This is a genomic window from Limnohabitans sp. Rim8, assembly GCF_945869175.1.
Lineage (GTDB): Bacteria > Pseudomonadota > Gammaproteobacteria > Burkholderiales > Burkholderiaceae_C > Limnohabitans_A.
Genome location: NZ_CAMBNZ010000017.1, coordinates 1 through 25,827 on the forward strand (window position 1 = coordinate 1; position 25,827 = coordinate 25,827).

Sequence of the window (25,827 nt, forward strand, 5' to 3'; positions counted from 1 at the left end):
ACCACACCACGTCCACAAAGTGCCAATACCAGGCTGCGCCCTCAAAACCAAAGTGACGGTCTTTTGTGAAGTGGCCTTTTTGCAGACGCAAAGTGATGAACAACAACATCAACATGCCCACAAAAACGTGGAAGCCGTGGAAACCGGTCAACATGTAAAAAGTAGAACCATAAATGCCGGACGACAACTTGAGGTTCAAGTCGCTCCAAGCGTGGGCGTATTCATAACCCTGAACAACCAAAAACGTGAACCCCAGCAAAACGGTCATCCACATGAACTTGATGGTCTTGCTGCGGTCACCGACTTGCAGGGCATGGTGAGCGATGGTCAAGGTCACGCCCGATGTCAACAGCAAAGCCGTATTGATGGTGGGCAACCAGAAAGGGCCCATCGTTTGGAAGGGCTCAACAAAACCTGCAGGTGAGGTGGTGGCCCCAGCCACCATGCTGGGCCATGCGGCTTTGAAGTCAGGCCAAAGCAATGCGTTTTCAAGGCTACCCAAAGCTGGAACTGAATGAACCCGGGCCCACCACAGTGCGGTGAAGAAAGCACCGAAGAACATGACTTCAGAGAAAATGAACCAGGTCATGCTCCAGCGGTAAGACAAATCGATTTTGCGACCATACAGGCCACCTTCACTCTCTTTCACCGCCTCGGAAAACCACTGGTACAAAACAATCAACCACCATGACATACCGAAGAACAGGCAATACATGCCCCAATCAGCACCGTTGACCCACTGACTTGCACCCAAAATCAGGAAAAACAAGCCGATGGCCGCCATCACAGGATGGCGCGAAGCGTGTGGGACGTAGTAATAAGGCGTGGTACCGTGTGCTGCTGAACTCATAGGAACTCCTGCTCTCTCTTATTCGAAATCAAACTTTTCGGGTTAAAAGCCAGTCGGCTGGACCACCACCCAATTGACCAGGGCGATCAACCCCAGAACAAACAACAATGCTGCACCGATGGCCACACCAATGATGTGGAAGGGATTGAGCTTTTCAATGTCTTGCTGGTATTCGGAATTCTTGCGAAGCCCAACAAATGACCATAACACCGCTTGAATGGTGCGCAGCCAAGAGGTATTGCGTGCAGGCCCGTTCATGAGCCCCATCCTGTCTTGACCGGTAAAGTTTGCACGGCAGCTGCAATGGGCGCCGCCGGTGCAGCTGGCGTTTTGCCACCCACTTCAAAGAAGGTGTAGGACAGCGTGATGGTGGTCACGTCTTTGGACAACTTGGGGTCAATCACAAAGGCCACTGGCCAAGACTTCTTCTCGCCTGGCTCCAAGGTGTACTGGTTGAAACAGAAACACTCGAGCTTGTTGAAATGGCTGGCAGCCTGTTGGGGGGCGTAACTGGGAATCGCTTGTGCTGCCATGCGGCGGTTTTGCACGTTTTGAAATTCGTACATCACGGTGCTGAGCTCTCCAGGGTGAACCTGCATCGAGCGTTTCTCTGGCTTGAACTGCCAGGGGCCACGCACATTGGCGTCGAACTCCACGGTGATGGTGCGGCTGGTGTCGACCTGGCTGTTGCGGAGCACTTCGGCTGCTTTGCCCGCCTTGGCGCTGCCAGGAATTTGCGTTTCTGCGATCGACAAAATGTTGATTCCCGTCAGTTCGCAGATGGCTTTGTAGATGGGCACCAAAGCGTAACCGAAGCAGAACATGCCTGCGGTCACGACCGCGAGCTTGCCCACCATCTTCAGATTTTCGCCGCGCAAGTTCATTTTGGGTCTTTCAGCCAGCCAAGATCATCATTTTGGCTACGAAACCAGCCAATACAACGCATGCCACAGAGACCAAGATAAGACCCAGACGCATGTTGCTTTTTCTTTGTTCGGGTGTCATGGCCATGTCCATCAACCAATCACGCGGGTTGCTGTGGCGTCCAACTTGGGTGGGTTCTCAAAGGTGTGGAAAGGTGCGGGCGATGGGACTTCCCACTCCAAACCTTCAGCAGCTTCCCAAGGCTTTTGAGCAGCTTTTTCACCTTGGCCACGCATGGTTGGTAAAACCACGAACAAGAAGAAATAAACCTGTGCAAAACCGAATAAGAAACCACCCACCGAAGCGATCATGTTGAAATCTGTGAACTGCATGGGGTAATCGGCGTAGCGACGTGGCATACCGGCCAGACCCAAGAAGTGCATTGGGAAGAAGGTAATGTTGAAGGAAATCAACGACCACCAGAAGTGGATCTTGCCGCGTGTTTCGTTGTACATCACACCGGTCCACTTGGGCACCCAGTAATAAAAACCGGCAAACATCGCAAACAAGGAACCGGCCACCAACACGTAGTGAAAGTGAGCCACCACGTAATACGTGTCCTGTAACTGGATGTCGATTGGGGCCATGGCCAAGATCAAGCCTGTGAAGCCGCCCATGGTGAACACGAAGATGAAGCCGATCGCAAACAACATCGGGGTTTCAAAGGTCATGGAGCCACGCCACATGGTCGCGATCCAGTTGAAAATCTTCACAGCAGTCGGCACGGCGATCAACATCGTGGCGTACATGAAGAACAGCTGACCCGTCACCGGCATGCCGGTCGTGAACATGTGGTGCGCCCACACGATGAAAGACAAGATAGCGATAGACGAAGTCGCATACACCATCGAGGCGTAGCCGAACAGCTTCTTGCGCGCAAACGCAGGCACGATCTGGCTGATGATGCCGAAAGCCGGCAAGATCATGATGTACACCTCGGGGTGACCGAAGAACCAGAAAATATGCTGGTACATGACCGGGTCACCACCACCAGCGGGGTTGAAGAAGCTGGTGCCGAAATGGCGGTCAGTCAGGGTCATGGTGATCGCACCAGCCAACACGGGCATCACGGCAATCAACAAATAAGCGGTGATCAACCATGTCCAAGCGAACATGGGCATCTTCATCAAGGTCATGCCAGGTGCGCGCATGTTCAAAATCGTCACGATGATGTTGATCGAGCCCATGATGGACGAGGCACCCAAGATGTGCAAGGCAAAAATAGCCGCATCCATAGAAGGGCCCATCTGCAAGGTCAGGGGAGCGTACAAGGTCCAGCCGGCAGCAGGTGCGCCACCAGGCATGAAAAACGAGCCCACCAACATCAATGCGGCAGGAATCATCAGCCAGAAACTGAAGTTGTTCATGCGGGCAAAGGCCATGTCTGACGCGCCAATTTGCAAAGGAATCATCCAGTTCGCAAAACCCACGAACGCAGGCATGATCGCGCCAAACACCATGATGATGCCGTGCATGGTGGTGAATTGGTTGAACAATTCAGGATTGACAATTTGCAGGCCTGGCTGGAACAACTCGGCACGGATACCCAATGCCAAAACGCCACCCACCATGAGCATGGCAAAGCTGAACAACAAGTACAAAGTACCGATGTCTTTGTGGTTGGTGGCATAAACCCAGCGACGCCAGCCCGTAGGCGCGTGTCCGTGGTCGTCATGGGCGTGATCGTGATGGTCTAGAACGGCACTCATCTTGATTTCCTTTGATTTGAAAACGGTACGGCTTATTTGCGAGCGGCCAAAACTTCAGCCGGTTGCACGATTTGCCCAGTCTTATTGGACCAGTTATTTTTGGTGTAAGTGATGACAGCCGCAATTTCGGTGTCCGACAACTGTTTCCATGCAGGCATGGCGCCGTTGTTTTGACCGTTCAGCAACACAGCGATTTGCTTGGATTTGTCAGCATTCAAAACAAGCGCTGAGCCGTCAAGCGCTTTGATTGCACCAGCTGCTTGACCAGTGGCCTGGTGGCATGCGGCACAGTTGGCGGCATACACCTTTTCACCACGCTTGGACAAGTCGTCCAAGGCCCAAACCTTGGCAGGATCGTCTGCTTTGGCCGCTTGTTTCTTCTTTTCGCCCACCACCCATGCCGCGTAGTCTTGTGCAGACAACACCTTCACATGGATGGGCATGTAAGCGTGCTCTTTGCCGCACAACTCTTGGCACTGGCCGTAAAAGTCGCCGGTTTTTTCTGCACGGAACCAGGTATCGCGAACAAAACCCGGAATAGCATCTTGCTTGATGCCGAAGGCGGGCACCGCAAACGCATGGATCACGTCGTTGGCTGTGGTGATCACGCGCACTTTTTGACCCACAGGCACAACCAAGGGGTTGTCTACCTTGAACAAGTAATTGTCGCCTTCGGGCTTGCCTGCATTGGACATGGCGCGGTGGCCTGAATCCAAAGTGGAGATGTAGCTCAGACCTTCGCCCTCACCCTTGATGTAGTCATAACCCCATTTCCACTGGTAACCCGTGGCCTTGATCGTCAGATCAGCGTTGGTGGTGTCTTTTTGGGCCACCAGCACTTTGGTCGCTGGCAAAGCCATCAAAATCACAATCAGGAAGGGCACTGCTGTCCAAATCACTTCGACCGTGATGGATTCGGTGAAAGCGGCTGGTTTGTGGCCAACCGACTTGCGGTGCTTCCAGATGGAATAAAACATGACCGCAAACACCGCAATGAAAATCACCGTACAAACGATCAACATGAACCAGTGCAGCCACTGCTGCTCTTCAGCGATCTTGGTGACTGGTGGATGCAAATTGAGCTGGTTGACCGCAGGGCCACCCGGCAAGTCGTTGACGGCATAGGCAGCAGTAGCCAGCCAAGCGCCAGCAAAGATGCCCGCGCGGGATAGCAGCAAAGCCAATTGGTTGGAAATATTCTTCATGTTTCTCACTAACTTCCAAGACACTGTTGAACTCACACCCCAGCAAACCGGGTTTCGCCCCGTTTACCAACAGACATCACGCTGAGCGCAATGCCTTTCTGATTTCTCGCGCCAATACCTGGCGCAACTCAGGGCGCACAAAGCGCCCCACCTCGATCGATCGACCTTGGCCTGACAACTCGATCAAACTGTGGTCACCCGATTTGGGCTCTACCCTGACCCATTGACGCGCAAACTCTGCACGCTCCAAACGCCCAGCAGACTCACACTCCACCACCATTTGATCACCGTGGATCGAAATCTTTTCACCGTCGGTGGCATGGCGCGCATAGATCAAAAACGCCACCCCGACCACCGCGATCTCAAGGCCTGCAAACACCAGAACCAACGTTGCACCCATGTACCAAAAAAACAAACCAATTAGCAAAGAAAACAAGCATAAGGAAATATAAAACCAACCCAATTGGGCAGGTGTTACAGAACAATTGCGCCGAAGTTGCCAATGAATGGCAGGACCTGTCTCTTGAGCAAACTGATAAGTTGGATTTGACACGCGTCAACTTTCAATAAACTAACACGCTGAAAGGCATCAATTGCCTCTTAAAACCGTGCAGAGTTTACCCGAGAACAAAGGGGGTTTTGATTGATCTCAAACTTTGTCGGGAATCCTGGCGCCGCTGCGCAGCATTTGCCGCATCTGATCGAGCCCAATGGCCGCTTGGGCACTGACCGGTACACGGGGCGATGGCTTGAGCGCGTGACCATACACAATTTCAAAGCTCAGCGTCAAACGGCCCCCCTCCTCAGGCCGGGCCAAAGTCATCAAGGCTTGCTTGAGCTGCGCATGCCAACGTCTTCCACGCAATCCCTTAAAACGCTGCACATTCAAATTTCGTCCCCATTGGCGCAACTCGGCCAGCAGGCGATCTGGCGTTTCATAAGAGAGGGTGATCCGCTCCATGTCCATCACCGGTTCGGCAAAACCCGCCTCCACCAGCATGTCACCCCAATCGTGCATGTCGGTGAATTCATGAGCGGGGTCTGGCCATCCTTGCTGGGCATAAGCCTCTCTCAGCTCCCGCAAAGTGTCAGGCCCCAAACAAGAAAACATCAAAAAACCATCCACAGCCAAAGCGCGGTGCCATGTTGTAAGCAGGTTTTGCGGTTGCGCTGAATTGTGTAACTGCATGTTGGCCCACAACATTTGGACTTGGCCATCAGGTGGCAAGCCCCATTCAAGGCGTGGTCCTAGCCAACGCTTGACTTGCCACCACCGGCCCTTCAAGGCCAAATGGGCCGTCAGGTCCTGTTGGGGGTCCTCGCTGCTGAGCCAGGCCTGTGCACGCGGATAACGTTTTTGCAAAGCCTCATGGGCCAGCAAGCCACCCTTCAAAGACCCCCAATGGACCCAGCGCTGGGGTTGCAGCTTGATGAACTCCAGCCGCTCTTGCATGCGTGAAGCCACTTCTTCGTGCAACCAAGGCGATGCGGGACCCAAGTCACGTGCCGACCAGCGGGCAGCGGCAACAGGGTCCAAGGAGGGTGGGCGTTCAGGTGCAGACATGGCCATGACAAGAGAAGGTGAGAGCCTGCAAGCAGCGAAGATCCGAGCGGGCTTGTGGTCAGGAGATGGCCGCAGTATATTGATTTCATGTGGTCTCTATGGCTCCAAAGGGCAGGTGCAAAGCTCGGCTGGCTTCGACCAAGCCGCCTTGGGGATGCTTTGCCCAGCCGATGCGCCATCTGCCAAAGCTGGCCGCACGCACCTTTGTGTGAGGCTTGTATCAGCCGCTTTGCCCAACCCCAACACCGTTGTCTGTGTTGCGCTTTGCCCTTGCACATCACCGCCAAGCGCTGCGGCAGCTGCCTGCGCAGCCCACCGCCCTTGGACCAGTGCCTCACGGCCAGCAGCTACGAATGGCCTTGGGTGGATCTAATCGCTCGCTTCAAATTTCATGAACAAGCGGGTTGGGCCGGGTCATTGGCCACCCTGATGCTCAGCGCTCCAGGGGCTGAAGACGCGGTAGACGCGGCCGATTGGGTACTGCCCATTCCCCTGTCGGCACAACGCTTGGCCGAACGCGGTTACAACCAGTCATGGCTGCTGACAAGGCAAATCAGCCCCCGCAAAGCCGATGCCCACTTGCTGCTGCGAACGCGTGATACGCCCTCTCAGCGCACCTTGCCACGGGCAGAGCGTTTGGCCAACTTGGTCGGCGCGTTCGCGGTAGAACCCTTGCGGGCCTCACAACTGCGCGGGAAAAATGTGCTCTTGATCGACGACGTCATGACCAGTGGCGCATCCCTGCACACGGCTGCCCAAGTCCTGCGTCAGACAGGTGCAGCGAAGGTCAGCGCCTTGGTGCTCGCCCGCACCGAATCAAGTGACAAGGCTTGAGCACAGGCACAATACGGGCCATGTTTCATATCGTTCTGGTTGAGCCCGAAATCCCGCCCAACACCGGCAACGTCATCCGCTTGGCCGCCAACACGGGCTGCACATTGCACCTGATCGAACCCCTGGGGTTTTCCATGGACGACAAACACATGCGCCGCGCGGGACTGGACTACCACGAGTACGCCGACTTGCGCCGCCATGCCGATTGGGCCACTTTTCTGGCCAAGGAGCGACCTGCGATCGATCGCATGTTCGCCCTGACCACCCGCGGCAGTCGCCCTGCACACTTGGTCTTATTTGAACCTGGCGACTGGTTGGTGTTTGGCTCGGAAACCCGGGGGCTGGCGCCCGAACTGCGTGAACAGTTTGCCAGCACTCAGCGCGTCAAATTGCCCATGCGCGAAGGCCAACGCAGCTTGAACTTGTCCAACGCGGTCGCAGTCACCGTGTTCGAAGCTTGGCGCCAGAACGACTTTGCCGGCGCATCACCTCAAGCGTAAATGCGCACCAGCGATTCAGCGGCGCACACGGGTTTCTCAGTGCCTTCACGCTCCACTGTGACATTCCATTGAAACTGCATGCCATTTCCTTCGATGGGTGTGGCCGAATGCAGGTGCAAATGGCCCCGCAGGCGACTGCCCACTGGCACAGGGGACATGAAGCGCACTTTGTTGAGGCCGTAATTGACACCCATTCGTTTTTGATTGACCAAAATGGTTTTGTCAAAAAATTGGGGCAACAAGGACAAAGTCAGGAATCCGTGTGCAATCGGCGCGCCAAAAGGGCCTTGCTTGGCGCGATCCACGTCAACATGGATCCACTGGTGGTCACCCGTGGCGTCGGCAAAAAGATTGACCTGCTGCTGGGTGATGTCGACCCAATCGGTGATGGCCACATCTTGACCAACGCAAGCGGCCAAATCGGCCAAGGTTTCAAATGTTTTCATGGGGTCCACTGTATCCACCATGTCCACGGGTGGCTGTCCATGCTGTGACACCTCTTGCGCCGAGGGTTGGGCCACCAGCGCTTGGAGTTGCAAGCGCAAATGCGCCAGTTGTCCACGGTAATTTTCAGCGTCACCATAGTCCGAAAAACCATGGTAATAGGCGTGTGTTTGCACCACACGGCGTGCGTGCTTGATGGGGCACCAGTACTGCTCGGTCAAGCCCACCACCTCCCGGGCATACGCCATCAACCCATTGCCATAAGAGCAGTAAGCACAGTTGATTTTTTCGATGACATTCAAATAGGCCAAATGGGTGCGGTCGTAGACAAAAAAATCCGAGCGTTTGACGCGGGGCATGTTGTACAAGGGAAAGCACACCCACTGGTAAAGCGTGACCATGACATCGAGCAGCAGCATGGGCAAAAGCACAGGGTAAATCAGGGGCATGGTCAGCAAATGCCGCCAATCGGAGGTCAGCACATAGCGCACCACCCCTTCTTTGAAGCGCCGTTGCTGGTCCAGCACCTCGTGCTCGAACTTCACCTTGCGCTGGTCAAAGTCGGCTTGAAACTGCTGTCGGCGGCGTTGAACTTCTTGCTCAATGTCTGCCTCCAGTTGCCGAATGCGATCCAGAAATTCGTTGATTTGGGCGTTCATGGTCGTCTTTCAGCAGTTAAGGCGGTGCTTTTCGTTCGGCATGACATGCCTCAAGTCCTCTCCTGCATCAGACCACAAACGTGAAGACCGATGTCCATGTGTTCATTCGTCAGGCCAAGTCAATACCACCCGCAAGCCACCCCACTGGACGCTGCGATCGACTTGGACCTGCAAACCGAAGCGCTGCGCCAAGCGGCGCACGATGGACCAGCCCAGGCCACTGCCATCGGCGCCATTGTTGGGTCCCCGAAAGAAACGGTCACCTAAGCGGCTCATGTGCAATGCATTCAAGCCCGGACCACTGTCTTGCACCACCAACTGCGGCCGTCCAAGGGCCGACCACTGCACATGGATGCTGGCCTCCTCGGGGCTGTAGCGATGGGCGTTGTCCACCAAATTGCCAACCAACACACCGACCAAGCCGGGCGGCATGTTGATGTGCAACACGTCTGGAGCCTCCAGACTTAAAACTTGGCGTTTGGCCAATACCTGTGGCCCCAAGTCGGCCAGGATGGCGCGGCTTTCCGCCACGGCATCACAGGTGTTGGCACCGGGCATAGGGGACAGTGCATCCAGTCTGGCCAATTGCAACAACTGAGTTACTAAGCGGGATGCCCGGTCGCAACCTTGTAAAACCGCATCGAGCGCAGCTTGGCGATCGGCCATTTGACTGCTGCCACGGGCCACTTGGGCTTGCATGCGAATGGCCGCGATCGGGGTTCGAAGCTCATGGGCTGCATCGGCTGTAAATCGTCGTTCACCCTCCATTTGAAGCGCCATTTTTTCAAACAGGCGGTTGAGCGAATGCACCAAGGGCAGCACTTCAACAGACACCGCTTCGCTCAGGGGCTGACGGGCGTCGGGATGGCGTTGCGCTACCGACAGACTCAATTGCCGAAGGGGCGCAAGCGAGTGAAAAATCACCGCCCAAATCAACAAACCCAAGGCAGGAAAAGCCAGCAGCATGGGCACGATGGCCGACTGCAAGCCAGCGTTCAAAATGTCATCTCGCGCTGATTGCAGCTCGGCAACGATCACCCACTCTTCGCTTTCACGGCCTGGCGTCGCAAAAACACGCCATGATTTTTGGGCATGGCGTTGGTCCGAAATGCCGCTTTGACCCAAAGGTGCCAAGGGCATTTCTGGGGCTTCAAAAGAGCGTGAGACCAACTGATTCTGATGCCAAATTTGGAACGCCACCCGCAACTGGTACTTGTGCAGCACCTGCGCCGTGGTGAAGTCATCGTCATGGTCTTCGCCCGATTGCACCACCAACACCGCTGCGGTTTGGGCCAAATGGGCATCGAGCAACTCAAGGAGTTCATGTTCGGTCTTCAGCCATGTCATGACCACCACGACAAGCCAAATCAGGCCTGTTGCCAGCAACAAACTCAGTGTCAATCGCCACTGCAGTGAGGGTTGACGCCAAGCGCTCATGACACAAGACCAACACCCAGCGGCACATCGGGTTGGATCTGCGCGGGCAACATGTAGCCCACGCCCCGCAAAGTTTCAATCACATCCGAGCGCAGTTTTTTGCGGAGGTTGTAAATGTGTACTTCCACCGTGTTGCTGCTCACCTCGGTGCCCCACTGGTACAAATGCTGCTCTATTTGCGAACGCGTCAAGACGCGCCCCGCATGGAGCATGAAAATTTGCAGAACCTCGTATTCGCGCAAAGACAACTCAACCAAACGTTGCCCTAACCACACTTGCCTGGCGGCCATGTCCAGGCGCAAGGCGCCTGCTACAAGTTGGGGCTCTGCCACCCCATGGGCTCTGCGAACCAAGGCACGCAAACGGGCGGCCAGTTCCATCAGGTCCACGGGCTTGACCAGGTAATCATCCGCCCCGGCATCGAGTCCGGCAATGCGATCGGGCACACCGTCCCGGGCGGTCAAGATCAGCACCGGGGTTGCGTTCTTATGACGCCGAACTTCGATCAAACATTGCATGCCATCTTGTCTGGGTAAACCCAAGTCCAGCACCGCGGCTTGGTAAACGCCCGTCAGCAACTCTCGCTGAGCGGCCACGCCATCACGCACCCAATCGACTTGAAAGCCTTGCTGCTGCAAACCCGAATGCAGGCCAGCGCCAAGCAACGCATCATCTTCTGCCAATAAAATACGCATCTGCTGAGCCTGCCTTTGTATTCAGACGATGTCAATCGTTGTCATCGGAAGCTTGCGCCTTGCCAGAACTCAGCCATGCGCCCACTTCAGAACGACTGATGTCCGGCGAAGTGGACTGCTGCCACTGCCACAGCCCAAAGGACAGCACTGCGACCCACAGCAATATCGCCCAGAACCCGTGGTTGGATTGGATCAAATCGGGCCCCTTGCCTTCGACGCGCCCCGTCAACATATGTGCCGCCAAGTTGCGGCCTCGCACAAAACTGAGCACCACCACGCCCGAGATATGGGCCAAAACCGCCGCCAACATGAAAATACCGAAGAATTCGTGGACGTCTTCCATCCAATCACCCGTCCATTCTTGGTCACTCACATAGCCCGACAACACCACCGATGCAATGGCCAACAAGACCGCCACCACCGATGTGACCATGTAAAGATTTTGCGCCTGACGCCAAGAGGCTTGCCCTGTACGCAAGCCCTCGACAATGTCACTCCACCCCCGCAACTTGCCCCACAGGGCCATCAAACGCGCATGCCTTGGCCCAAGACATCCCCATACCACCCGTGCCACCAGCAAACCACCCAAGATGTAACCCAAGCTCACATGCACCAGTCTGAAAATTTCGCTTTCAGCAGTCACATAGGCCCCCACGAAGCTCAAAGCCAGCAAGGCATGCCAGGTGCGTGTAAAGGCATCCACCGTGCGGCGGGTGGGAACAGGCGCCGGTGACTGCGCGACTGAAACGGTGAAGGCGTTCGACATGGTTTTAACTCCTGCAAAATAAATCTGTGTGTTTCAGCACTCAAGGAACCCATCAACGCGGGATGCGCAAATGCTGCTCATCAAAACGACCCTGGTCAGCCTGGGTATGACAAGCACTGCATTGCGCTGCGCTTTTGACACTGGCGCGCTTCCAGACGGCGCTTTCAATGTCTCGGTGCTCCCTGACAAACCAGGCCGATCGGGTGATTCGGTCTTGTTCAGGCGCTTCTCGCACCCGTTTGGAGGTGCCTGCATAGGCTTTTAACCAGACCGAAATTTGCTGAACCTGAACGGGCTCCAAGGAAGCGTCGACGCCGTAATGGCGTTCAAGGCCATTCATGACCCGCTGCCATGACGCGGCAGGCAACATGCCCGGCGGATACGGGGTGTGGCAGGCCGCACACTCTTGTTTGTAAAGGGGCAACACTTGCGCGGGCATGAGAGGGCTGTCCGCCCAAACCAATGCGCTCATGCCGCAAGCCCACAAACAAGCGCCCAAAGTGATTGGTGCGAGTTTTTTCATCATTTCAATCCGATCAGGTAGGCCATCACGTCGGCTTTTTCGAGCGCCGTGCACTCACGGCTCAAGACGTCTTTGCAGTTGCGCTTGAACCATTTGTCCACCTTCGCACTGTCCGTGAAGCGCTCGGCATGGAATGCTGGCGCCAACGGCGCGATGGTTTTACCCGTGGACGCGTGTCGACTTGGCTGAGTTGGCGGTTGTCCATGGCACGAAGCACACGACCACTCGCCACCATGTTTTTGGGTGAAAAATACTTGTCCACGGCTGGCTTGGCCCGCTTGGCCTGCCACTTGCTGCCAATGCAACCATTGCGCTTGTGGCGAAGTCGCCAGGGCGGCGTCGGCCATAGCCAGGTACAGCCCCACACAGGCCATGGCACGCCAAACGCTGAGGAACTTCATCATGGTGTCGACCTTTCTTGAAATCTCACTGGAAAGATTAAAGGTCGAATCTGAAGAACGGCTTAAGGAATAAGGCACGCCAGGCCAGAATAAAGCCTCGGGCTTTGATGCAAATCAATCAATTCTGTAGTCCGGGGAACCACATTGGGCAGTACCAGCGCACATGAGCCAACAAGCAACGACTCATCATCTGGTCGGCACAGGTCGGATGTCCCCAACTGAGGGGGGCATTCAGCCGCCCATATAACGTTTTCGCCAAAACAAAAAGGCCAAACCTGCTGCGACCAAGCCCATGAAAATTTCCGTCACCAGCAAGCCGTCGTCTGAGTGCAATGCTGGAAAATGTTCAAAATTCATTCCGAAAAATCCGGTGATCAGGTTCAAGGGCAGAAAAATGGCCGTCAACACCGTCAAGGTGCGCATCACCTCATTGGTCCGGTTGCTTTGGGCGTTGAAGTGCATTTGCACGGCCGTTTCAGCGTTTTGTTCCAACCGCTCCACATGGTGCACCACCCGCTCGATGTGCTCGAGCACATCACGGCTTCTGATCTTGAGCAACTCCAGACTTTCAGGCTTCAACATGTCATTGGCAGGCCATGCATTCAAGGCTTCGATCCAGTCGGTGATGGCTGCACGTTGATCTTCACATATTTCGTCCAAATAGTGCAGTGTCAAACGGGCATTGAGCAAGGCACTCCAATCATTGAAGCGGGTGTTCGGGTTGAGCAATTCACTTTGCCAACGGTCCAACTGGCGGGTCAGCTCCCGGCGCAAGTTCAAATAACCGTCCACCACACTGCTGACCATGCGCAGCATCAAATCCGCCGGGTTGGCAGGCAGACGGTGCATCGCCTGGGCAGAAGACAAATTGGAAGAACCCATCAACTTGGCCACAAAGGCCTTGAGCACGGCGCAATCGACAGGGTGCACCGAAATGACGACTCGGTCAAACACCACAAAAGCCACTGGGCTGGTGTCGATTTTGCGCAAAATACTGGGGCCGGAATGCGCACTTTCCCTGTGCAAAATTTCACCTGGTTTGGACACATCGGTTTCTGACCTGCCCTGGGCCAATCGGCGAAACACCAGCACGTCGTAATCGCCCGTGAAATCGTAATGCGATGGCAATTGGTTGTTCAGCACGTCTTGCAGGTGCAGGTCGTAGATTTGAACACCGCACAAGTGCTGGAGCATCTGTTGCACTTGTCCCTGCATGATTTCAAATTCGCGCCTGGAAAACGAGAGCCAAACAAAGCCTTGGTCTGGCAATGTGGTGGGCAATACCGCCGTTTCGGCCATTTGATCTGCGTGAATCGAAAATACTTGCATACCTGTCCTTAACTTTCTGCCCAGCTGAGCCACGTTCAGTTTTAGGCCAAAGTCATGAAACTGTCATGACAACGCGATCCCACTGGCCTCGAACTGTCATGACAGTTTCATATTGAAGGACGAAATTAGTGATTTGATTTAACCCTTGCTGACCGCCATGACCCATGAAATCACCGAAGAACAGTTGCGCCAGTTGCGCGAAGACTTGCTCGACAGCATGGACGAGGAGTTGGAGCTGGAACTCGATGACCGTCTGCTCGATGGCCACAGCGCCGCCCCAGGCGATGTTCAAAATCGGATGGGCTACTTCCGTGAGCTGCTGCGCCTGCAGTCAGAACTGGTGATGTTGCAAGACTGGGTGGTCAAAACTGGCCACCGCATGGTCATTTTGTTCGAAGGCCGCGATGCAGCCGGCAAAGGCGGGGTGATCAAACGCATCACCCAGCGATTGAACCCCCGTGTGTGCCGCGTTTCCGCCCTGCCCGCACCCAACGACCGCGAAAAAACCCAGTGGTACTTTCAGCGCTACATCTCTCACCTGCCGGCCGCAGGTGAAATCGTGCTGTTTGACCGGAGCTGGTACAACCGCGCGGGCGTTGAAAAAGTCATGGGTTTTTGCAACGACGAGGAGTACGAAGAATTCTTCCGGTCTGTGCCGGAATTTGAAAAAATGCTGGTTCGAAGCGGTATCCAATTGGTCAAATACTGGTTCTCCATCACCGACGACGAGCAGCACACCCGCTTTTTGGGTCGCATCCACGACCCGCTCAAGCAGTGGAAGCTCAGCCCCATGGACCTGGAAAGCCGCCGCCGCTGGGAGGATTACACCCGGGCCAAGGAAACCATGATCGAGCGCACCCACATCCCTGAAGCGCCATGGTGGGTGGTGCAAGCCGTGGACAAGAAAAAAGCCCGTCTCAATTGCATCGATCACCTGCTCAGCCAAGTGCCCTACCATGAGGTAGAGCATCCTCAAATTGAGCTGCCAGGTCGCGTGCGCAATCCAGACTACATTCGCCATCCGGTACCGGCGGAAATGATCGTCCCCGAAAAATACTGATCCCACTAACCCACCCGATCAACAGGCTCTTTTAAGGGCCTGTTTTTTTGAGGTCTGCGCTAGGCCAGGACTCAAGCCGGCTTTTTCAACAAAGCCTGGCCCATGCGAATCCGCTCACCCGGCGCTATGCCCTGCGCGCAAGCAAAGCCAGGCGGCACAAAGATCAAGATGGTCGAGCCGTGCTCAAACCAACCCATTTCCTGGCCCTTGAAGTAAGTCGCGTCACAGGGCAGCTCGTTTGGGCCTTTGTAGCGCAGGTTCAGCAGCACATCGACCGCGTGCAGCCGCATGCTGGCCACCAGAACGGCCGCCACAGGCACCACCAAAAAGGGCACGCCCTCTTGCGTTGTCATGTGCAAAACCGCCCTTTCGTTTTTGCAAAACAACTCTTGTACGCGCTTGAGCGCAACCGGGTTCACATTCCAGGTGTCGCCGGAGATGTAAGTCACATGCTGCAAATGCACCTGGTCTGGTGCGTGAAATCGGTGGTACATGCTGCTGGTCAAGCGCAGGGTCAGGTAGGAGCCCCCTTCCAAAGTTGAAGGCCAGTGCTGGCAACGCTCAGATGTACCAAGCAGGGTCTGCAACTGGTAAGGGAAACCTTTGGCCTGAAAGACTTGGCCTTGCGAGATGGTTCCGCACGCACCCACGATCGCATCACAAGGAGAAGTCATGAAAGCCGGGTCAGGGTTCACCACCCTGGCACCGGGTAACAACTCGCGGGTGAAGCAGTCGTGCAAGCTGTCAAATTTTTGATGCTTGGCATCGCTCAAATCCAAATCACTGAACATGCGCCAAACCGCCATGGACGATTTGACAACCCATGGGTGGCGAATCTGGCTCCACCAACCCATGAATCGGGTCAGGGTGATGCGAGGGATCCGGTTGGTGAGCAAGAAGTTCAGGTCTTCTTGCAGCATCCATTTGTGAAAAATTTGACGAATCTTCATCATGTTGTCACTCAATTTGAATAAAAAGAAATTTTGTTGTCACAAGGAAATCGACCGTGAACCCTACTTGGATCAGTTTGGGCGTACTGGCCGCATTGGCCCCAGCCCTGCACCAACGCCTTCAACTCTCCCGCGCCAAACACCGTTCTTTGGCGGGTCATTCGCGAATGGCCAAGCGCTTGGCACGATGGCTGCCGGGCTATAGTTTCAATGAGACCGATTTTTTCGCTTGCGATGGTGCCCCCCTGGACATTCAAACCCAACGCCGAGCCGCCTTCATGGGCCTGGCCGACACCTTGCAAAAACGCCACCGCTTGAGCATCGAAGCCACGGCCGCAGCGCGCGAGAACATCTCGGACATGCAATTCATTGCGGCCTACCGGGTGCCCTTTCAGTTCAGTCCCGTGGTGCGCGAGCACCTGAAAGTGGGCTCGTTTTTGCAGTCTGCTCAAGGCGTGCAAGTCACCGATCTGGATGGTCAGGTGTTTTACGACCTGACGGGCTCTTACGGTGTGAATGTTTTTGGCGCCGACTTTTACAAAGGCACGATGGCCGAAGGCATGGCACGGACGCAAAGTTTGGGTCCTGTGCTGGGCTCTTACCACCCCGTGGTGGCCAGCAACGCAGAAAAACTCAAAGCCATCTCCGGTTTGGACGAAGTGTCTTTTCACATGTCGGGCACCGAGGCCGTCATGCAGGCTGTGCGCTTGGCGCGTTACCACACGCGCCGCAAGAACATCGTCCGGTTCTGCGGTGCTTACCATGGCTGGTGGGAAGATGTTCAACCGGGACCGGGCAACCCCATGCCTCCGCGTGAAACCTACACCTTGAGCGAGATGAGCGAGCGCAGCTTGCAAGTGCTGCGCAGCCGCAAAGACATTGCTTGCGTGCTGATCAACCCTTTGCAGGCGTTGCACACCAATGTCAATGCGCCCGGAGATTCGACCTTGGTGGACAGCAGCCGCCGGGCCGCGTATGACCGTGCGGCTTACACAACTTGGCTCAAGGCCTTGCGTCAAGTTTGTACAGAACGCGGTATTGCGCTGATCTTTGACGAGGTTTTTTTGGGATTCCGATTGGCGGCAGGCGGTGCGCAAGCCTACTTTGGCGTGCAGGCCGACATGGTCACTTACGGCAAAACTTTGGGCGGCGGCTTTCCTGTCGGCGTGGTCTGTGGCAAACGTGAATGGATGCGCCGCTTCGATGAAAAACGCCCAGCGGACATCTGCTTTGCGCGGGGCACTTTCAACGCCCACCCCGCGGTCATGGGTGCCATGTCGGCATTCTTGGACCAACTGGAAACGCCAGAAATCAAAGCCATTTACCAAGGGCTGGACGAGCGCTGGAATGCGCGAGCCACACGCTTCAACAACACCATGCAAGCGCATGGATTGCCTTTGCAAGCGGCCAACATGTCGAGCGTCTGGACACTTTTTTACACACAGCCCAGCCGATACAACTGGATGCTGCAGTACTACCTCAGGCTGCATGGGTTGGCGCTCAGTTGGGTGGGAACAGGTCGTTTGATCTTCAGTCTCAACTACAGCGACACCGACTTCGAAGCCGTGCTGGAAAAATTTGTACTGGCAGCTCAACAGATGCAAAAAGACGGCTGGTGGTGGCATGCTCCGGAGATCACCAACAAGTCAATTCGCCGCAGCATCTTGAAAGAGACCTTGTTTCGCTGACACAAAAAACCCCGGACTGCCTTGACTGGCGATCCGGGGTTGTTCAGGTTCAACGGTTAACGTGCAAGCTTCGGTCTGCAAAGCGCTCGCCACGCAACAACTGCCAAGGCGCTTTGTGATACAGGTAAATGTCATGGAAAGGATCGGTCACGATCTTGGTCATCCAAACCAAGCCCGTTTGTACATCTTGTAAAAAGAACAAATGCACAGTGCGAAACAGCAAGGCCGCCGCACCCAAAACCAACCAAGAATAGCCCACTGCGCGCATGAATTCATAGAAAGTTTCATGCTCAGGAAAAACGCCCATCCAGCCTGGATTCATGTAAATGGCCAAGGGCAACAAAGCCCATATGCTGAGTAAAACCACTTTGCGTCGCAGGTTGTAGCCCACCTTGATTTCTTCCTTGTGGTCGTTGGTGGCTTGGTTGACATGGTCATAACCCAACGGCTCAAAGAAGAAATGTCCCGCTTGACGGGATGTCATGGACACCGTCCAAGCCAGCAAAGCAGCGATAGCGGGATCAATGAACAAAAGTCCGTAAGACACCACAAAAGCCATGGCACTCAGCAAGTGCAGGGATTGGTTGATGCGGCAGTGGTGGTAATACCGGTGGTCATCCCAACGCTGGACACGCAATTCTTCAAAAAATTCTTTCACGCTATCACCTTAAGAACAATGGGAGTCTCCATCATGATGAATTCGTGTGAAAAATCAGTGACACCTCTGGCGTATTTAAACCGACATGAAATTTTTACAAATCTGACTTTGTCATCAAGTTGTTAAATGTGAAAGTCATGATGGCTGTCATGGAGAAACTCATGACCGACCGCATCCTGGTAGAAAACATCGAGCCAGAAAATCCATCCATGCGCATCGCGGTGGTCACCGAGACTTGGCCACCGGAGGTCAATGGCGTGGCACTGACCTTGTCCAAACTGATTCACCAACTGAGCCTGCGCAAGCACACCATTCAACTCATCCGCCCACGTCAAGACAAATTCGACACCGCTGCAGCGCACGCCGGATGGTCCGAAATCTTGCTCAGAGGCCTGCCCATCCCCAAGTATCCCGAACTGAAGTTGGGCTTCCCGAGCAAGAAGTCACTCGTCAAGGCTTGGACTGTCAAACGGCCTGACCTCGTGCACATCGCCACCGAGGGCCCGCTGGGCTGGTCGGCGCTGCAAGCGGCCCGTGTCTTGCGTTTACCAGTCACTTCTGACTTTCGCACCAATTTTCACAGCTACAGCAAACACTATGGCGTAGGGTGGCTCAGCAAACCCATCGTGGCTTATTTGCGCAAATTTCACAACCGGACCCATTGCACCATGGTGCCCACACGCGCCCTCAAAGCCCAGCTGCAAGCCGTCGGTTTTGAAAACTTGCGCATTGTGGCCCGAGGCGTTGACACGCAGTTGTTTCATCCCGGTCAGCGCAGTGACACTTTGCGATCGCAATGGCAAGCCGACGAGAACACGGTGGTGCTGTTGTCTGTTGGAAGGCTGGCTGCAGAAAAAAATCTGGATTTGATCGCGAGCGCGTACCAAGCCCTTGCGCAAAAAGGCCGCCGAGTCAAACTCGTTTTTGCGGGCGATGGACCCTACCGCACCCAACTGCAGTCCGATTGCCCTGGAGCCATTTTCATGGGCATGTGCTCTCACGCGGAGTTGGCCCATGTGTATGCCAGTGCAGACCTGTTTCTTTTCCCCAGCTTGACCGAAACGTTTGGCAACGTCACGCTCGAAGCCATGGCCAGCGGCACGCCCGTGTTAGCTTTTGACTGTGCAGCAGCCACAGAAGTGATCGAAGACGGCAAAAACGGCTGGTTAGTTCAAGGCGAAGACGCCGAACACTATGTGCTCAAAGCGCTTGAAATCACCGAAAGTGCGGCGACTTTGCACAAGGCAAAAACGCACGCTGCTGACAGTATTCGCCCCTGGGACTGGCAAGAAATCGTGTCACAAGTGGAAGTGATTTTCCGCAACGCACTGACCACAGGCTCCAAGGGCTGATCTGTCTTTTCATGCCCGGCGCCGAAGCCAGGGCAATACGGCACACAGCAAAGGCAAAGACAGCAGCAGCATGATGGGCAGCAAGGGCAGTTCCCAAGCCAGTAATGCGCTGTAAAGGCCGAGCATGACCAACACGCTCAAATTTTCGTTGAAACCCTGCACAGCGATCGATTGGCCTGGATTCATGACTTTCAGCCCCCGATGCTGCAACAAGGCATTCATCGGCACCAACAGCATGCCCCCAGCCCAGCCCGACAACAGCAGCAAGGGCAAGGCCCAGGGCAGCGAATGGATGAGTGCCATCGTCGGCAATACAGCAGCCAGAACCAACCCCCATGGCAAGGCACGGCGTGCATTGAAAATTCGAGTTCTGTAGGCGGCCATGGTGGCACCACCCATCACTCCCAAAGCCACCACGGCTTGCAAATAAGCCCCTTGTTGCAAGCTCAGATCTGCGTTGGATTGCGCCCATCGCAACACTGCAAACTGAAGCACCGCACCTGCGCCCCAACACAAGGTGGTGACATGCAATGACATCCCGCCCAAGGGATCAGCCCACAGTTGCCGGTTTTGCTGCCAAAAGGCGGACCACTGAATGCCGCGCCATGTCAACGGGTGCAGCCGTCGTGACTTCATAGGGGTCACGCCCATATTGAGCAAAGCAGACACGCCATAAATGCAGCACACCACCCCAAATGCATCACGGATCTGTGTCCCCACCCACCAGGTCGACCCCTCACCCAATGCTTGGATTGACCCTTGGCCACTGCCCAGTTGCCATTGGATCAAGCCACCGCCCAAGGCGACACCCAGCATCACCGAAAGAACCACTGAAACTTCCAACCAGGCATTGGCCTTGACCAGCAAACGGGTGGGGACGGCCTCACTGACCAAGCCATATTTGGCCGGCGCATACAAGGCGGCCGCCAAACCGGTCAGGGCAAATGACAACAAAGGGTGAAATCCCGTCAAGAGCAAAAAAACGCCAGCCAACTTCAAGAGGTTCATCGCCGCCATCAACCGGCTTTTGGGAAAGGCATCGGCCACTGAACCCGCCACACTGGCCAAAACGACATACGACAAGGTGAACGCGAACTTCAACAAGGGGGCCCACCACCCTGAATAGCCTTGTTCTTGTAAAAAGAACACACCCAAAATCATGAAGGCATTGTCGGCCAGCCCACTGGCAAATTGGGCCAAGATCAAATAGTAAAAGCCTTTAGGCATGTGGCGGCGTACGCGACGCCGAAGCTTCAGTCACATCACCTTGAACAGGGTCAAAGGACAAGGCCATGCCATTGCGCCGCCCAACGCCCTGGTAAGCGATGCCCAACTCCCACAGCGCCTGCGGGTTGTACAGATTGCGTCCATCCAAAATAAGCGGGTAGCGCATCACCGCTTTCATGGACACAAAATCGGGATTGTGAAAGTTTTTCCATTCTGTGAGCACCATCAGGGCATCCGCGCCTTCCAGTGCCTGCATGTCGGTGTCGAACAACTCAAAACGCTCCAAGCCATTTTCTTCACCTTCAAAATCAAGGCGCAAGGCTTTCATGGCTTCGTGTCCTGCGACAGGATCGTAAGCGCTGACCTGTGCGCCGCGTTTCAACAATTGGCGGATCACCACACGGCTGGGGGCCTCACGCATGTCGTCGGTATTGGGTTTGAAAGCCAGCCCCCAAATGGCGATTTTTCGCCCGGTCAAGTCTTCGCCCATGCGCTGAACCAAGCGCTCCACGAGAATCAACTTTTGACGTTCATTGACCTGTTCTGTCGCACTGACCACGGCCATGCTTTGCCCATAGGCCTTGGCCGTGCTGACCAAGGCCTGGGTGTCCTTGGGAAAGCAGCTGCCACCGTAGCCACTGCCGGCGTACAAAAAGCTGTGCCCAATTCGCGTATCGGCGCCAATGCCGCGGCGGATGTGGTCCACATCAGCCCCCAGCACATCGGCCAAATTGGCAATCTCGTTCATGAAGGAGATGCGGGCTGCCAGCATGGCGTTGGCCGCGTATTTGGTCAATTCAGCACTGCGCACATCCATCCACACCGTACGGGAATGGTGACGGTTGAAACTGGCATACAAATCACCCATCATGCGCTGACTGCGGGCATGGTGCAGCCCCTCATCGACCCCGATCACAATCCGGTCCGGGTGCATGAAGTCGTCGATGGCCGCGCCCTCTTTCAGGAACTCGGGGTTGGACACCACATCGAACACATCGGGTGACATGCCACGGTGCAGCAACTCGTGCGTGAGCGCCGCACGCACCTTGTCGGCAGTGCCCACCGGCACCGTCGATTTGTTGACCACCAGCTTGAAGCTTTTGAGGTGGCGGCCAATGGTGGCGGCCACGGACAAAACATGGCCCAAATCGGCCGATCCGTCTTCTGCTGGGGGCGTGCCCACTGCGATGAACAAAATATCGCCATGGTCGATGGCCTCTGATGCATCGCTGGTGAATCGGATGCGTCCATCGGCACGGTTGCGGGCCATCAATGCCTTCAAGCCCGGCTCAAAAATAGGCACTCCACCTTCTTGCAAGGCCCGAATTTTGTCTTCGTCCTTGTCCATGCAAACCACTTTGAATCCCAAGTCTGACAAACAGGCGCCAGTGACCAAACCCACATAACCCGACCCAATGACCGTGACACGCATCAGCACTCTCCTGTGTTGACGTGCATGTTCACTCTGAACGGTGAAACAGTGGTGTCAAAACCATGAAAGTAGCGTGAAAAAATGGTTCAATCCAGTTGGCTGGAAACGCGACTGAGAGGCAAGTACAACTTGAAGGTAGCGCCTTGCCCCACCACACTCTCAATGCGCAGTTCACCACCATGGCGCTGCATGACGTGCTTGGTGATGGCCAGGCCTAATCCCGTGCCGCCCGTTTCACGCGAACGGCTGCGGTCCACACGGTAAAAACGCTCGGACAAACGCGGCAAGTGCTCGGCCGCAATGCCTGGACCTGAGTCTTTCACGGCAAACACTGCACCCTCCGGCGTCAGTGACCATTGCAAGTGGATACTCCCGCCCAGCGGGGTGTACCGGATGGCGTTGTTGATGAGGTTGGATACCGCACTGATCAACTCGGATCGAGAACCCAGCAAAGCGGCTTCTGGCACAGGATCCATGTCGATTTGATGCACAGGCCCATCTCCTTTGGCTGCCAACAACTCCGTCAAGGCCAGCGCATCGGCATGGATGTGCATCATCAAAGTTGGCAAATGCACTTTTTCCTGAACACCAGGGGATTGGCTGCCTTCCAATTGCGACAAAGTGAGCAAGTCCGCAACGAGGGACTGAATGCGGTCAGACTGTACCGACATGAGTTGCAAGTAATGCTGGGTCTCGGCATCATCGAGCGGTATCGACTGCAAGGTTTCTACAAAACCGCTCAGCACGGTCAACGGTGTGCGAATTTCATGCGACACATTGGCCACAAAATCGCGCCGCATCGCGTCAGCCTGCGCCAATGCCGTGATGTCACGGGTCAAGAGCAACAGACGCCCATCGCCATAAGCGTGCAGCTGCACCGACAATTTTCGGGCATTGATCACCGAGCTGGAACGCCCGTCGATGATGACCTCGGTGCTGTGCTCGTCTTGCGCAAAATACTTGGCAAACACAGGGTCACGCACCAGATGCACAATGTGCTGCATACGGTCTTTTTGCGCATCCAGTCCCAAATGCGAAGCGGCGGTGTTGTTGCACCATTCAATGCGCGAATCCTCATCCAGCAAGACCACACCGTTCGGTGAGGCTTGGATGGCCAACAAGAAATCTTTCAAGCGTTTTTCATGCATGGACGCCTGCTTTTCTTGCGTCCTTAAAAGACGCAAGATGCGCGAGGACATTTCCAACCAAACGCCTTGCCAAGGCGGATCGAGCACAAGAAAAGGGCCGCCCAACCATTGTTCAAATCGGTGGATACGCCAAACCATCACCAGCGAATACGTCGACAATGCCAAACACGCTGCTGCCAGTGCACCCACCACTCCACCAATAAACCAACCCGGTACAGCGGCCACCAGCACGCCCATCACCAGTTCGACGACCGAAAAAATCATTCAAGCGCCAGATCAAGCCAATGGCAAGTGCGTGAACCTGTAGCCCGCACCGCGGACGGTCTCGACCATCGCGCCCGCTTCACCCAAGGATTCACGAAGTCGCTTAACGTGAACATCCACCGTGCGCTCTTCGATGTAAACATGGTCGCCCCACACTTTGTCGAGCAATGCGCCACGACTGTGTACGCGTTCAGGGTGACGCATGAAGTAATGCAGCAACTTGAATTCGGTCGGGCCTACTTTGAGTGGTTTGTCGGCCAAATTCACACGGTGCGTGTCAGCATCCAGCTGCAGTTCACCCATTTTGACGACGCCGCCCGATGCCTCTGGCACGCGGCGACGCAAGACGGCGCGAATGCGAGCCAAAAGTTCACGCGGTGAAAACGGTTTGACAATGTAATCGTCTGCACCCGCGTCAAGTCCTGCCACCCGATCGGATTCGTCACCGCGTGCTGTGAGCATCAAGATGGGTACCGTCTTCGTGCGGGTGGACGAACGCCAACGTCGCGCCAAAGTCAAACCACTCTCACCCGGCAACATCCAATCGAGCAGGATCACGTCCGGCAAAATTTCATCAAGTTCTCGTTGTGCGGTTTCGGCATCAATCGCCCACACCGGCTGAAAGCCGTTGTGCCGCAAATTGACAGCAATCAACTCGGCAATCGAGGGTTCGTCCTCAACGATAAGAATGCGTGGAATGGATCTCATTGAACCGCTTTTTCAATCTCGGTCAAGGCGGTATGGCGTACATCTGCACCTTTGACCACGTAAATCACAAATTCAGCAATGTTCTTGGCATGGTCACCAATTCGCTCAATGGCTTTGGCCACAAACAGCAAATCCAGGCTGGCTGAAATGGTGCGGGGGTCTTCCATCATGTAGGTAACCAACTTGCGCAGAAAGCCATTGAATTCGGCGTCAATCAAGTCATCTTCTTTCAAGATGACCAAGGCAGTATTGACATCCAAACGGGCAAAGGCATCCAGGGCTTTGCGAAGCAAACCCGTGGCCAAATCTGCTGCGATTCGCAGTTCAGAAGAAGGTAAATTGCTGGGTGTACCTTGATCCAAAATCAACTTGACCATGCGTGCAATGCGCTCGGCTTCGTCACCCGCGCGCTCCAAGTTGCCTGTGATTTTGGAAATGGCCATCAACAAGCGCAAGTCAATCGCAGTAGGCTGTCGGCGCGCGATGATGGAGGCCAATTCAGCGTCGATTTCCACTTCCAGTTTGTTCACTTGCTTTTCAGTGGCGATGACCTGATCGGCCACCTCCCGGTTGAACTGGGCCAATGAATAAACAGCATGGCGAGTCTGCGACTCAACCAATCCACCCAACTCTAAGACACGCGAGGACACGTTCGTCAGGTCAGCATCAAACTGACTCGAAATATGCTTTTCCATTTTTTTCTCCTGATCAGCCGAATCGGCCGGTGATGTAGTCTTCGGTTTCCTTGCGGGCAGGTTTCATGAAAATCTGCTCGGTTTGACCAAACTCCATCAATTCGCCCAGATACATGTAGGCGGTGAAGTCCGATACACGCGCCGCTTGCTGCATATTGTGCGTGACGATGGCCACGGTGTAGTCTTTCTTCAACTCACTGACCAACTCTTCCACCTTGGCCGTCGAAATCGGGTCCAGTGCCGAAGTGGGCTCATCGAGCAAGATGACCTTGGGCTTGACCGCGATGGTGCGGGCAATGCACAGGCGTTGCTGCTGACCGCCTGAGAGAGACAAACCACTTTGGCCCAATTTGTCTTTGACTTCGTTCCAGATCGCTGCCTTGCTCAGGGCTGACTCGACACGTTCATCCATATCGGAACGGCTGAGGTTTTCATACAAGCGAACGCCAAAAGCGATGTTGTCGTAAATCGACATCGGGAAAGGGGTTGGCTTTTGGAACACCATGCCGATTTGGGCACGCAGCAAGTTCAAGTCTTGGCTCTTATCCAAGATATTTTGACCGTAAAAGTTGATTTGGCCCTCAGCGCGCTGTCCTGGGTAAAGGCTGTACATGCGGTTGAGCGTGCGCAGCAATGTGGACTTGCCGCAACCCGATGGACCGATGAAGGCGGTCACGCGGTTTTCCGCTATGTCCAAGTTGACATTTTTCAGGCCTTTGAATTTGCCGTAAAAAAAGTCAAGGTTACGGACTTCGATGGCGTTTTGCGTTGGACTTTTGTCAGGCATAAGGATTCCTGTTGATTC

Annotated in this window: 28 protein-coding genes; 5 read left to right on the top strand and 23 right to left on the bottom strand. The window is 55.0% G+C overall.

Annotation, left to right across the window (positions count from 1 at the left end; translation table 11 throughout):
* The 8 genes from Q0O19_RS04320 to Q0O19_RS04355 all read right to left on the bottom strand — a co-directional run.
* Positions 1-850, bottom strand: an 850-nt coding sequence (locus Q0O19_RS04320; protein ID WP_295520387.1) for a cytochrome c oxidase subunit 3, incomplete at its 3' end; no start/stop codon positions are given.
* A 42-nt stretch (positions 851-892) separates the two neighbouring features.
* Complete coding sequence (locus Q0O19_RS04325) at positions 893-1,108, bottom strand: DUF2970 domain-containing protein (RefSeq protein WP_295520389.1); 216 nt, start codon at positions 1,106-1,108, stop codon at positions 893-895.
* Positions 1,105-1,734, bottom strand: a complete 630-nt coding sequence (locus Q0O19_RS04330; protein WP_295520390.1) for a cytochrome c oxidase assembly protein — start codon at positions 1,732-1,734, stop codon at positions 1,105-1,107. The genes Q0O19_RS04325 and Q0O19_RS04330 overlap by 4 nt, the downstream gene beginning before the upstream one ends.
* A 10-nt stretch (positions 1,735-1,744) precedes the next feature.
* Entirely contained in the window at positions 1,745-1,855 is a 111-nt protein-coding gene (locus tag Q0O19_RS04335; protein ID WP_295520392.1) for a cytochrome oxidase small assembly protein, read from the bottom strand.
* 11 nt (positions 1,856-1,866) lie between these two features.
* A complete protein-coding gene (gene ctaD, locus Q0O19_RS04340; RefSeq protein ID WP_295520394.1) occupies positions 1,867-3,483 on the bottom strand; it encodes a cytochrome c oxidase subunit I in 1,617 nt (538 codons plus the stop codon).
* Between the two features lie 32 nt (positions 3,484-3,515).
* Positions 3,516-4,688, bottom strand: a complete 1,173-nt coding sequence (gene coxB, locus Q0O19_RS04345; RefSeq protein WP_295520396.1) for a cytochrome c oxidase subunit II — start codon at positions 4,686-4,688, stop codon at positions 3,516-3,518.
* 76 nt (positions 4,689-4,764) lie between these two features.
* A complete protein-coding gene (locus Q0O19_RS04350) occupies positions 4,765-5,241 on the bottom strand; it encodes a DUF2244 domain-containing protein (protein ID WP_295520397.1) in 477 nt (158 codons plus the stop codon).
* 96 nt (positions 5,242-5,337) lie between these two features.
* A complete protein-coding gene (locus Q0O19_RS04355; RefSeq protein WP_295520399.1) occupies positions 5,338-6,252 on the bottom strand; it encodes a biotin synthase in 915 nt (304 codons plus the stop codon).
* A 270-nt stretch (positions 6,253-6,522) separates the two neighbouring features.
* On the opposite strand from Q0O19_RS04355, the gene Q0O19_RS04360 reads away from it, so the two are divergent.
* Positions 6,523-7,086, top strand: a complete 564-nt coding sequence (locus tag Q0O19_RS04360; protein WP_366939028.1) for a ComF family protein — start codon at positions 6,523-6,525, stop codon at positions 7,084-7,086.
* A gap of 20 nt (positions 7,087-7,106) precedes the next feature.
* A complete protein-coding gene (trmL, locus tag Q0O19_RS04365) occupies positions 7,107-7,586 on the top strand; it encodes a tRNA (uridine(34)/cytosine(34)/5-carboxymethylaminomethyluridine(34)-2'-O)-methyltransferase TrmL (RefSeq protein WP_295520401.1) in 480 nt (159 codons plus the stop codon).
* On the opposite strand, the gene Q0O19_RS04370 is transcribed toward trmL, so the two are convergent.
* The 7 genes from Q0O19_RS04370 to Q0O19_RS04400 all read right to left on the bottom strand — a co-directional run bounded on the left by Q0O19_RS04370 (position 7,577) and on the right by Q0O19_RS04400 (position 13,840).
* Positions 7,577-8,032, bottom strand: coding sequence for a MaoC family dehydratase (locus Q0O19_RS04370; protein WP_295520446.1), 456 nt, complete (start codon positions 8,030-8,032; stop codon positions 7,577-7,579). The genes trmL and Q0O19_RS04370 overlap by 10 nt on opposite strands.
* Before the next feature lie 759 nt (positions 8,033-8,791).
* Complete coding sequence (locus Q0O19_RS04375; RefSeq protein ID WP_295520403.1) at positions 8,792-10,126, bottom strand: ATP-binding protein; 1,335 nt, start codon at positions 10,124-10,126, stop codon at positions 8,792-8,794.
* The gene (locus tag Q0O19_RS04380; protein WP_295520405.1) at positions 10,123-10,821 is read right to left on the bottom strand and encodes a response regulator; all 699 of its coding nucleotides are present in this window, start codon (positions 10,819-10,821) and stop codon (positions 10,123-10,125) included. Before Q0O19_RS04380 ends, Q0O19_RS04375 begins: the two co-directional genes overlap by 4 nt.
* Before the next feature lie 31 nt (positions 10,822-10,852).
* Positions 10,853-11,587 carry a cytochrome b/b6 domain-containing protein gene (locus Q0O19_RS04385; protein WP_295520406.1) on the bottom strand — a complete coding sequence of 245 codons (735 nt, stop codon included), beginning with the start codon at positions 11,585-11,587 and terminating at the stop codon, positions 10,853-10,855.
* Positions 11,588-11,639: 52 nt separating this feature from the next.
* Complete coding sequence (locus tag Q0O19_RS04390) at positions 11,640-12,059, bottom strand: diheme cytochrome c (protein WP_295520448.1); 420 nt, start codon at positions 12,057-12,059, stop codon at positions 11,640-11,642.
* Between the two features lie 50 nt (positions 12,060-12,109).
* Complete coding sequence (locus tag Q0O19_RS04395) at positions 12,110-12,457, bottom strand: DUF1924 domain-containing protein (RefSeq protein ID WP_295520450.1); 348 nt, start codon at positions 12,455-12,457, stop codon at positions 12,110-12,112.
* Between the two features lie 285 nt (positions 12,458-12,742).
* Positions 12,743-13,840: a magnesium transporter CorA family protein gene (locus Q0O19_RS04400; RefSeq protein ID WP_295520409.1), complete on the bottom strand. Its 1,098-nt coding sequence runs from the start codon at positions 13,838-13,840 to the stop codon at positions 12,743-12,745.
* A 157-nt stretch (positions 13,841-13,997) separates the two neighbouring features.
* Between Q0O19_RS04400 and ppk2 the strand changes: the two genes are divergently transcribed.
* A complete protein-coding gene (gene ppk2 / locus Q0O19_RS04405; RefSeq protein ID WP_295520411.1) occupies positions 13,998-14,900 on the top strand; it encodes a polyphosphate kinase 2 in 903 nt (300 codons plus the stop codon).
* Positions 14,901-14,971: 71 nt separating this feature from the next.
* On the opposite strand, the gene asd is transcribed toward ppk2, so the two are convergent.
* Positions 14,972-15,853, bottom strand: coding sequence for an archaetidylserine decarboxylase (gene asd, locus Q0O19_RS04410; protein ID WP_295520412.1), 882 nt, complete (start codon positions 15,851-15,853; stop codon positions 14,972-14,974).
* Between the two features lie 53 nt (positions 15,854-15,906).
* On the opposite strand from asd, the gene Q0O19_RS04415 reads away from it, so the two are divergent.
* The gene (locus Q0O19_RS04415) at positions 15,907-17,538 is read left to right on the top strand and encodes an aminotransferase class III-fold pyridoxal phosphate-dependent enzyme (RefSeq protein WP_295520414.1); all 1,632 of its coding nucleotides are present in this window, start codon (positions 15,907-15,909) and stop codon (positions 17,536-17,538) included.
* 49 nt (positions 17,539-17,587) lie between these two features.
* Here the strand turns inward: Q0O19_RS04415 and Q0O19_RS04420 are convergent, their stop codons facing one another.
* Positions 17,588-18,196 (bottom strand): hypothetical protein, encoded by a 609-nt coding sequence (locus Q0O19_RS04420; protein ID WP_295520415.1) that lies wholly within the window; start codon positions 18,194-18,196, stop codon positions 17,588-17,590.
* A 161-nt stretch (positions 18,197-18,357) separates the two neighbouring features.
* Here Q0O19_RS04420 and Q0O19_RS04425 point away from each other — a divergent pair, with 161 nt between their 5' ends.
* Positions 18,358-19,548 (top strand): glycosyltransferase family 1 protein, encoded by a 1,191-nt coding sequence (locus tag Q0O19_RS04425; protein WP_295520416.1) that lies wholly within the window; start codon positions 18,358-18,360, stop codon positions 19,546-19,548.
* A gap of 9 nt (positions 19,549-19,557) precedes the next feature.
* Here Q0O19_RS04425 and lplT read toward each other — a convergent pair whose 3' ends face one another.
* From lplT to pstB, 6 genes are all read right to left on the bottom strand, one after another.
* The gene (gene lplT / locus Q0O19_RS04430; protein WP_295520418.1) at positions 19,558-20,775 is read right to left on the bottom strand and encodes a lysophospholipid transporter LplT; all 1,218 of its coding nucleotides are present in this window, start codon (positions 20,773-20,775) and stop codon (positions 19,558-19,560) included.
* Entirely contained in the window at positions 20,768-22,207 is a 1,440-nt protein-coding gene (locus Q0O19_RS04435; protein WP_295520420.1) for a UDP-glucose/GDP-mannose dehydrogenase family protein, read from the bottom strand. The genes lplT and Q0O19_RS04435 overlap by 8 nt, the downstream gene beginning before the upstream one ends.
* Before the next feature lie 86 nt (positions 22,208-22,293).
* Positions 22,294-23,619, bottom strand: a complete 1,326-nt coding sequence (gene phoR, locus Q0O19_RS04440) for a phosphate regulon sensor histidine kinase PhoR (protein WP_295520422.1) — start codon at positions 23,617-23,619, stop codon at positions 22,294-22,296.
* A 12-nt stretch (positions 23,620-23,631) separates the two neighbouring features.
* Complete coding sequence (gene phoB, locus Q0O19_RS04445) at positions 23,632-24,327, bottom strand: phosphate regulon transcriptional regulator PhoB (protein ID WP_295520423.1); 696 nt, start codon at positions 24,325-24,327, stop codon at positions 23,632-23,634.
* Positions 24,324-25,022: a phosphate signaling complex protein PhoU gene (gene phoU, locus Q0O19_RS04450; protein WP_295520425.1), complete on the bottom strand. Its 699-nt coding sequence runs from the start codon at positions 25,020-25,022 to the stop codon at positions 24,324-24,326. Before phoU ends, phoB begins: the two co-directional genes overlap by 4 nt.
* Positions 25,023-25,035: 13 nt before the next feature.
* Positions 25,036-25,809 (bottom strand): phosphate ABC transporter ATP-binding protein PstB, encoded by a 774-nt coding sequence (gene pstB / locus Q0O19_RS04455; protein WP_295520427.1) that lies wholly within the window; start codon positions 25,807-25,809, stop codon positions 25,036-25,038.
* Between the last annotated feature and the right edge of the window lie 18 nt (positions 25,810-25,827).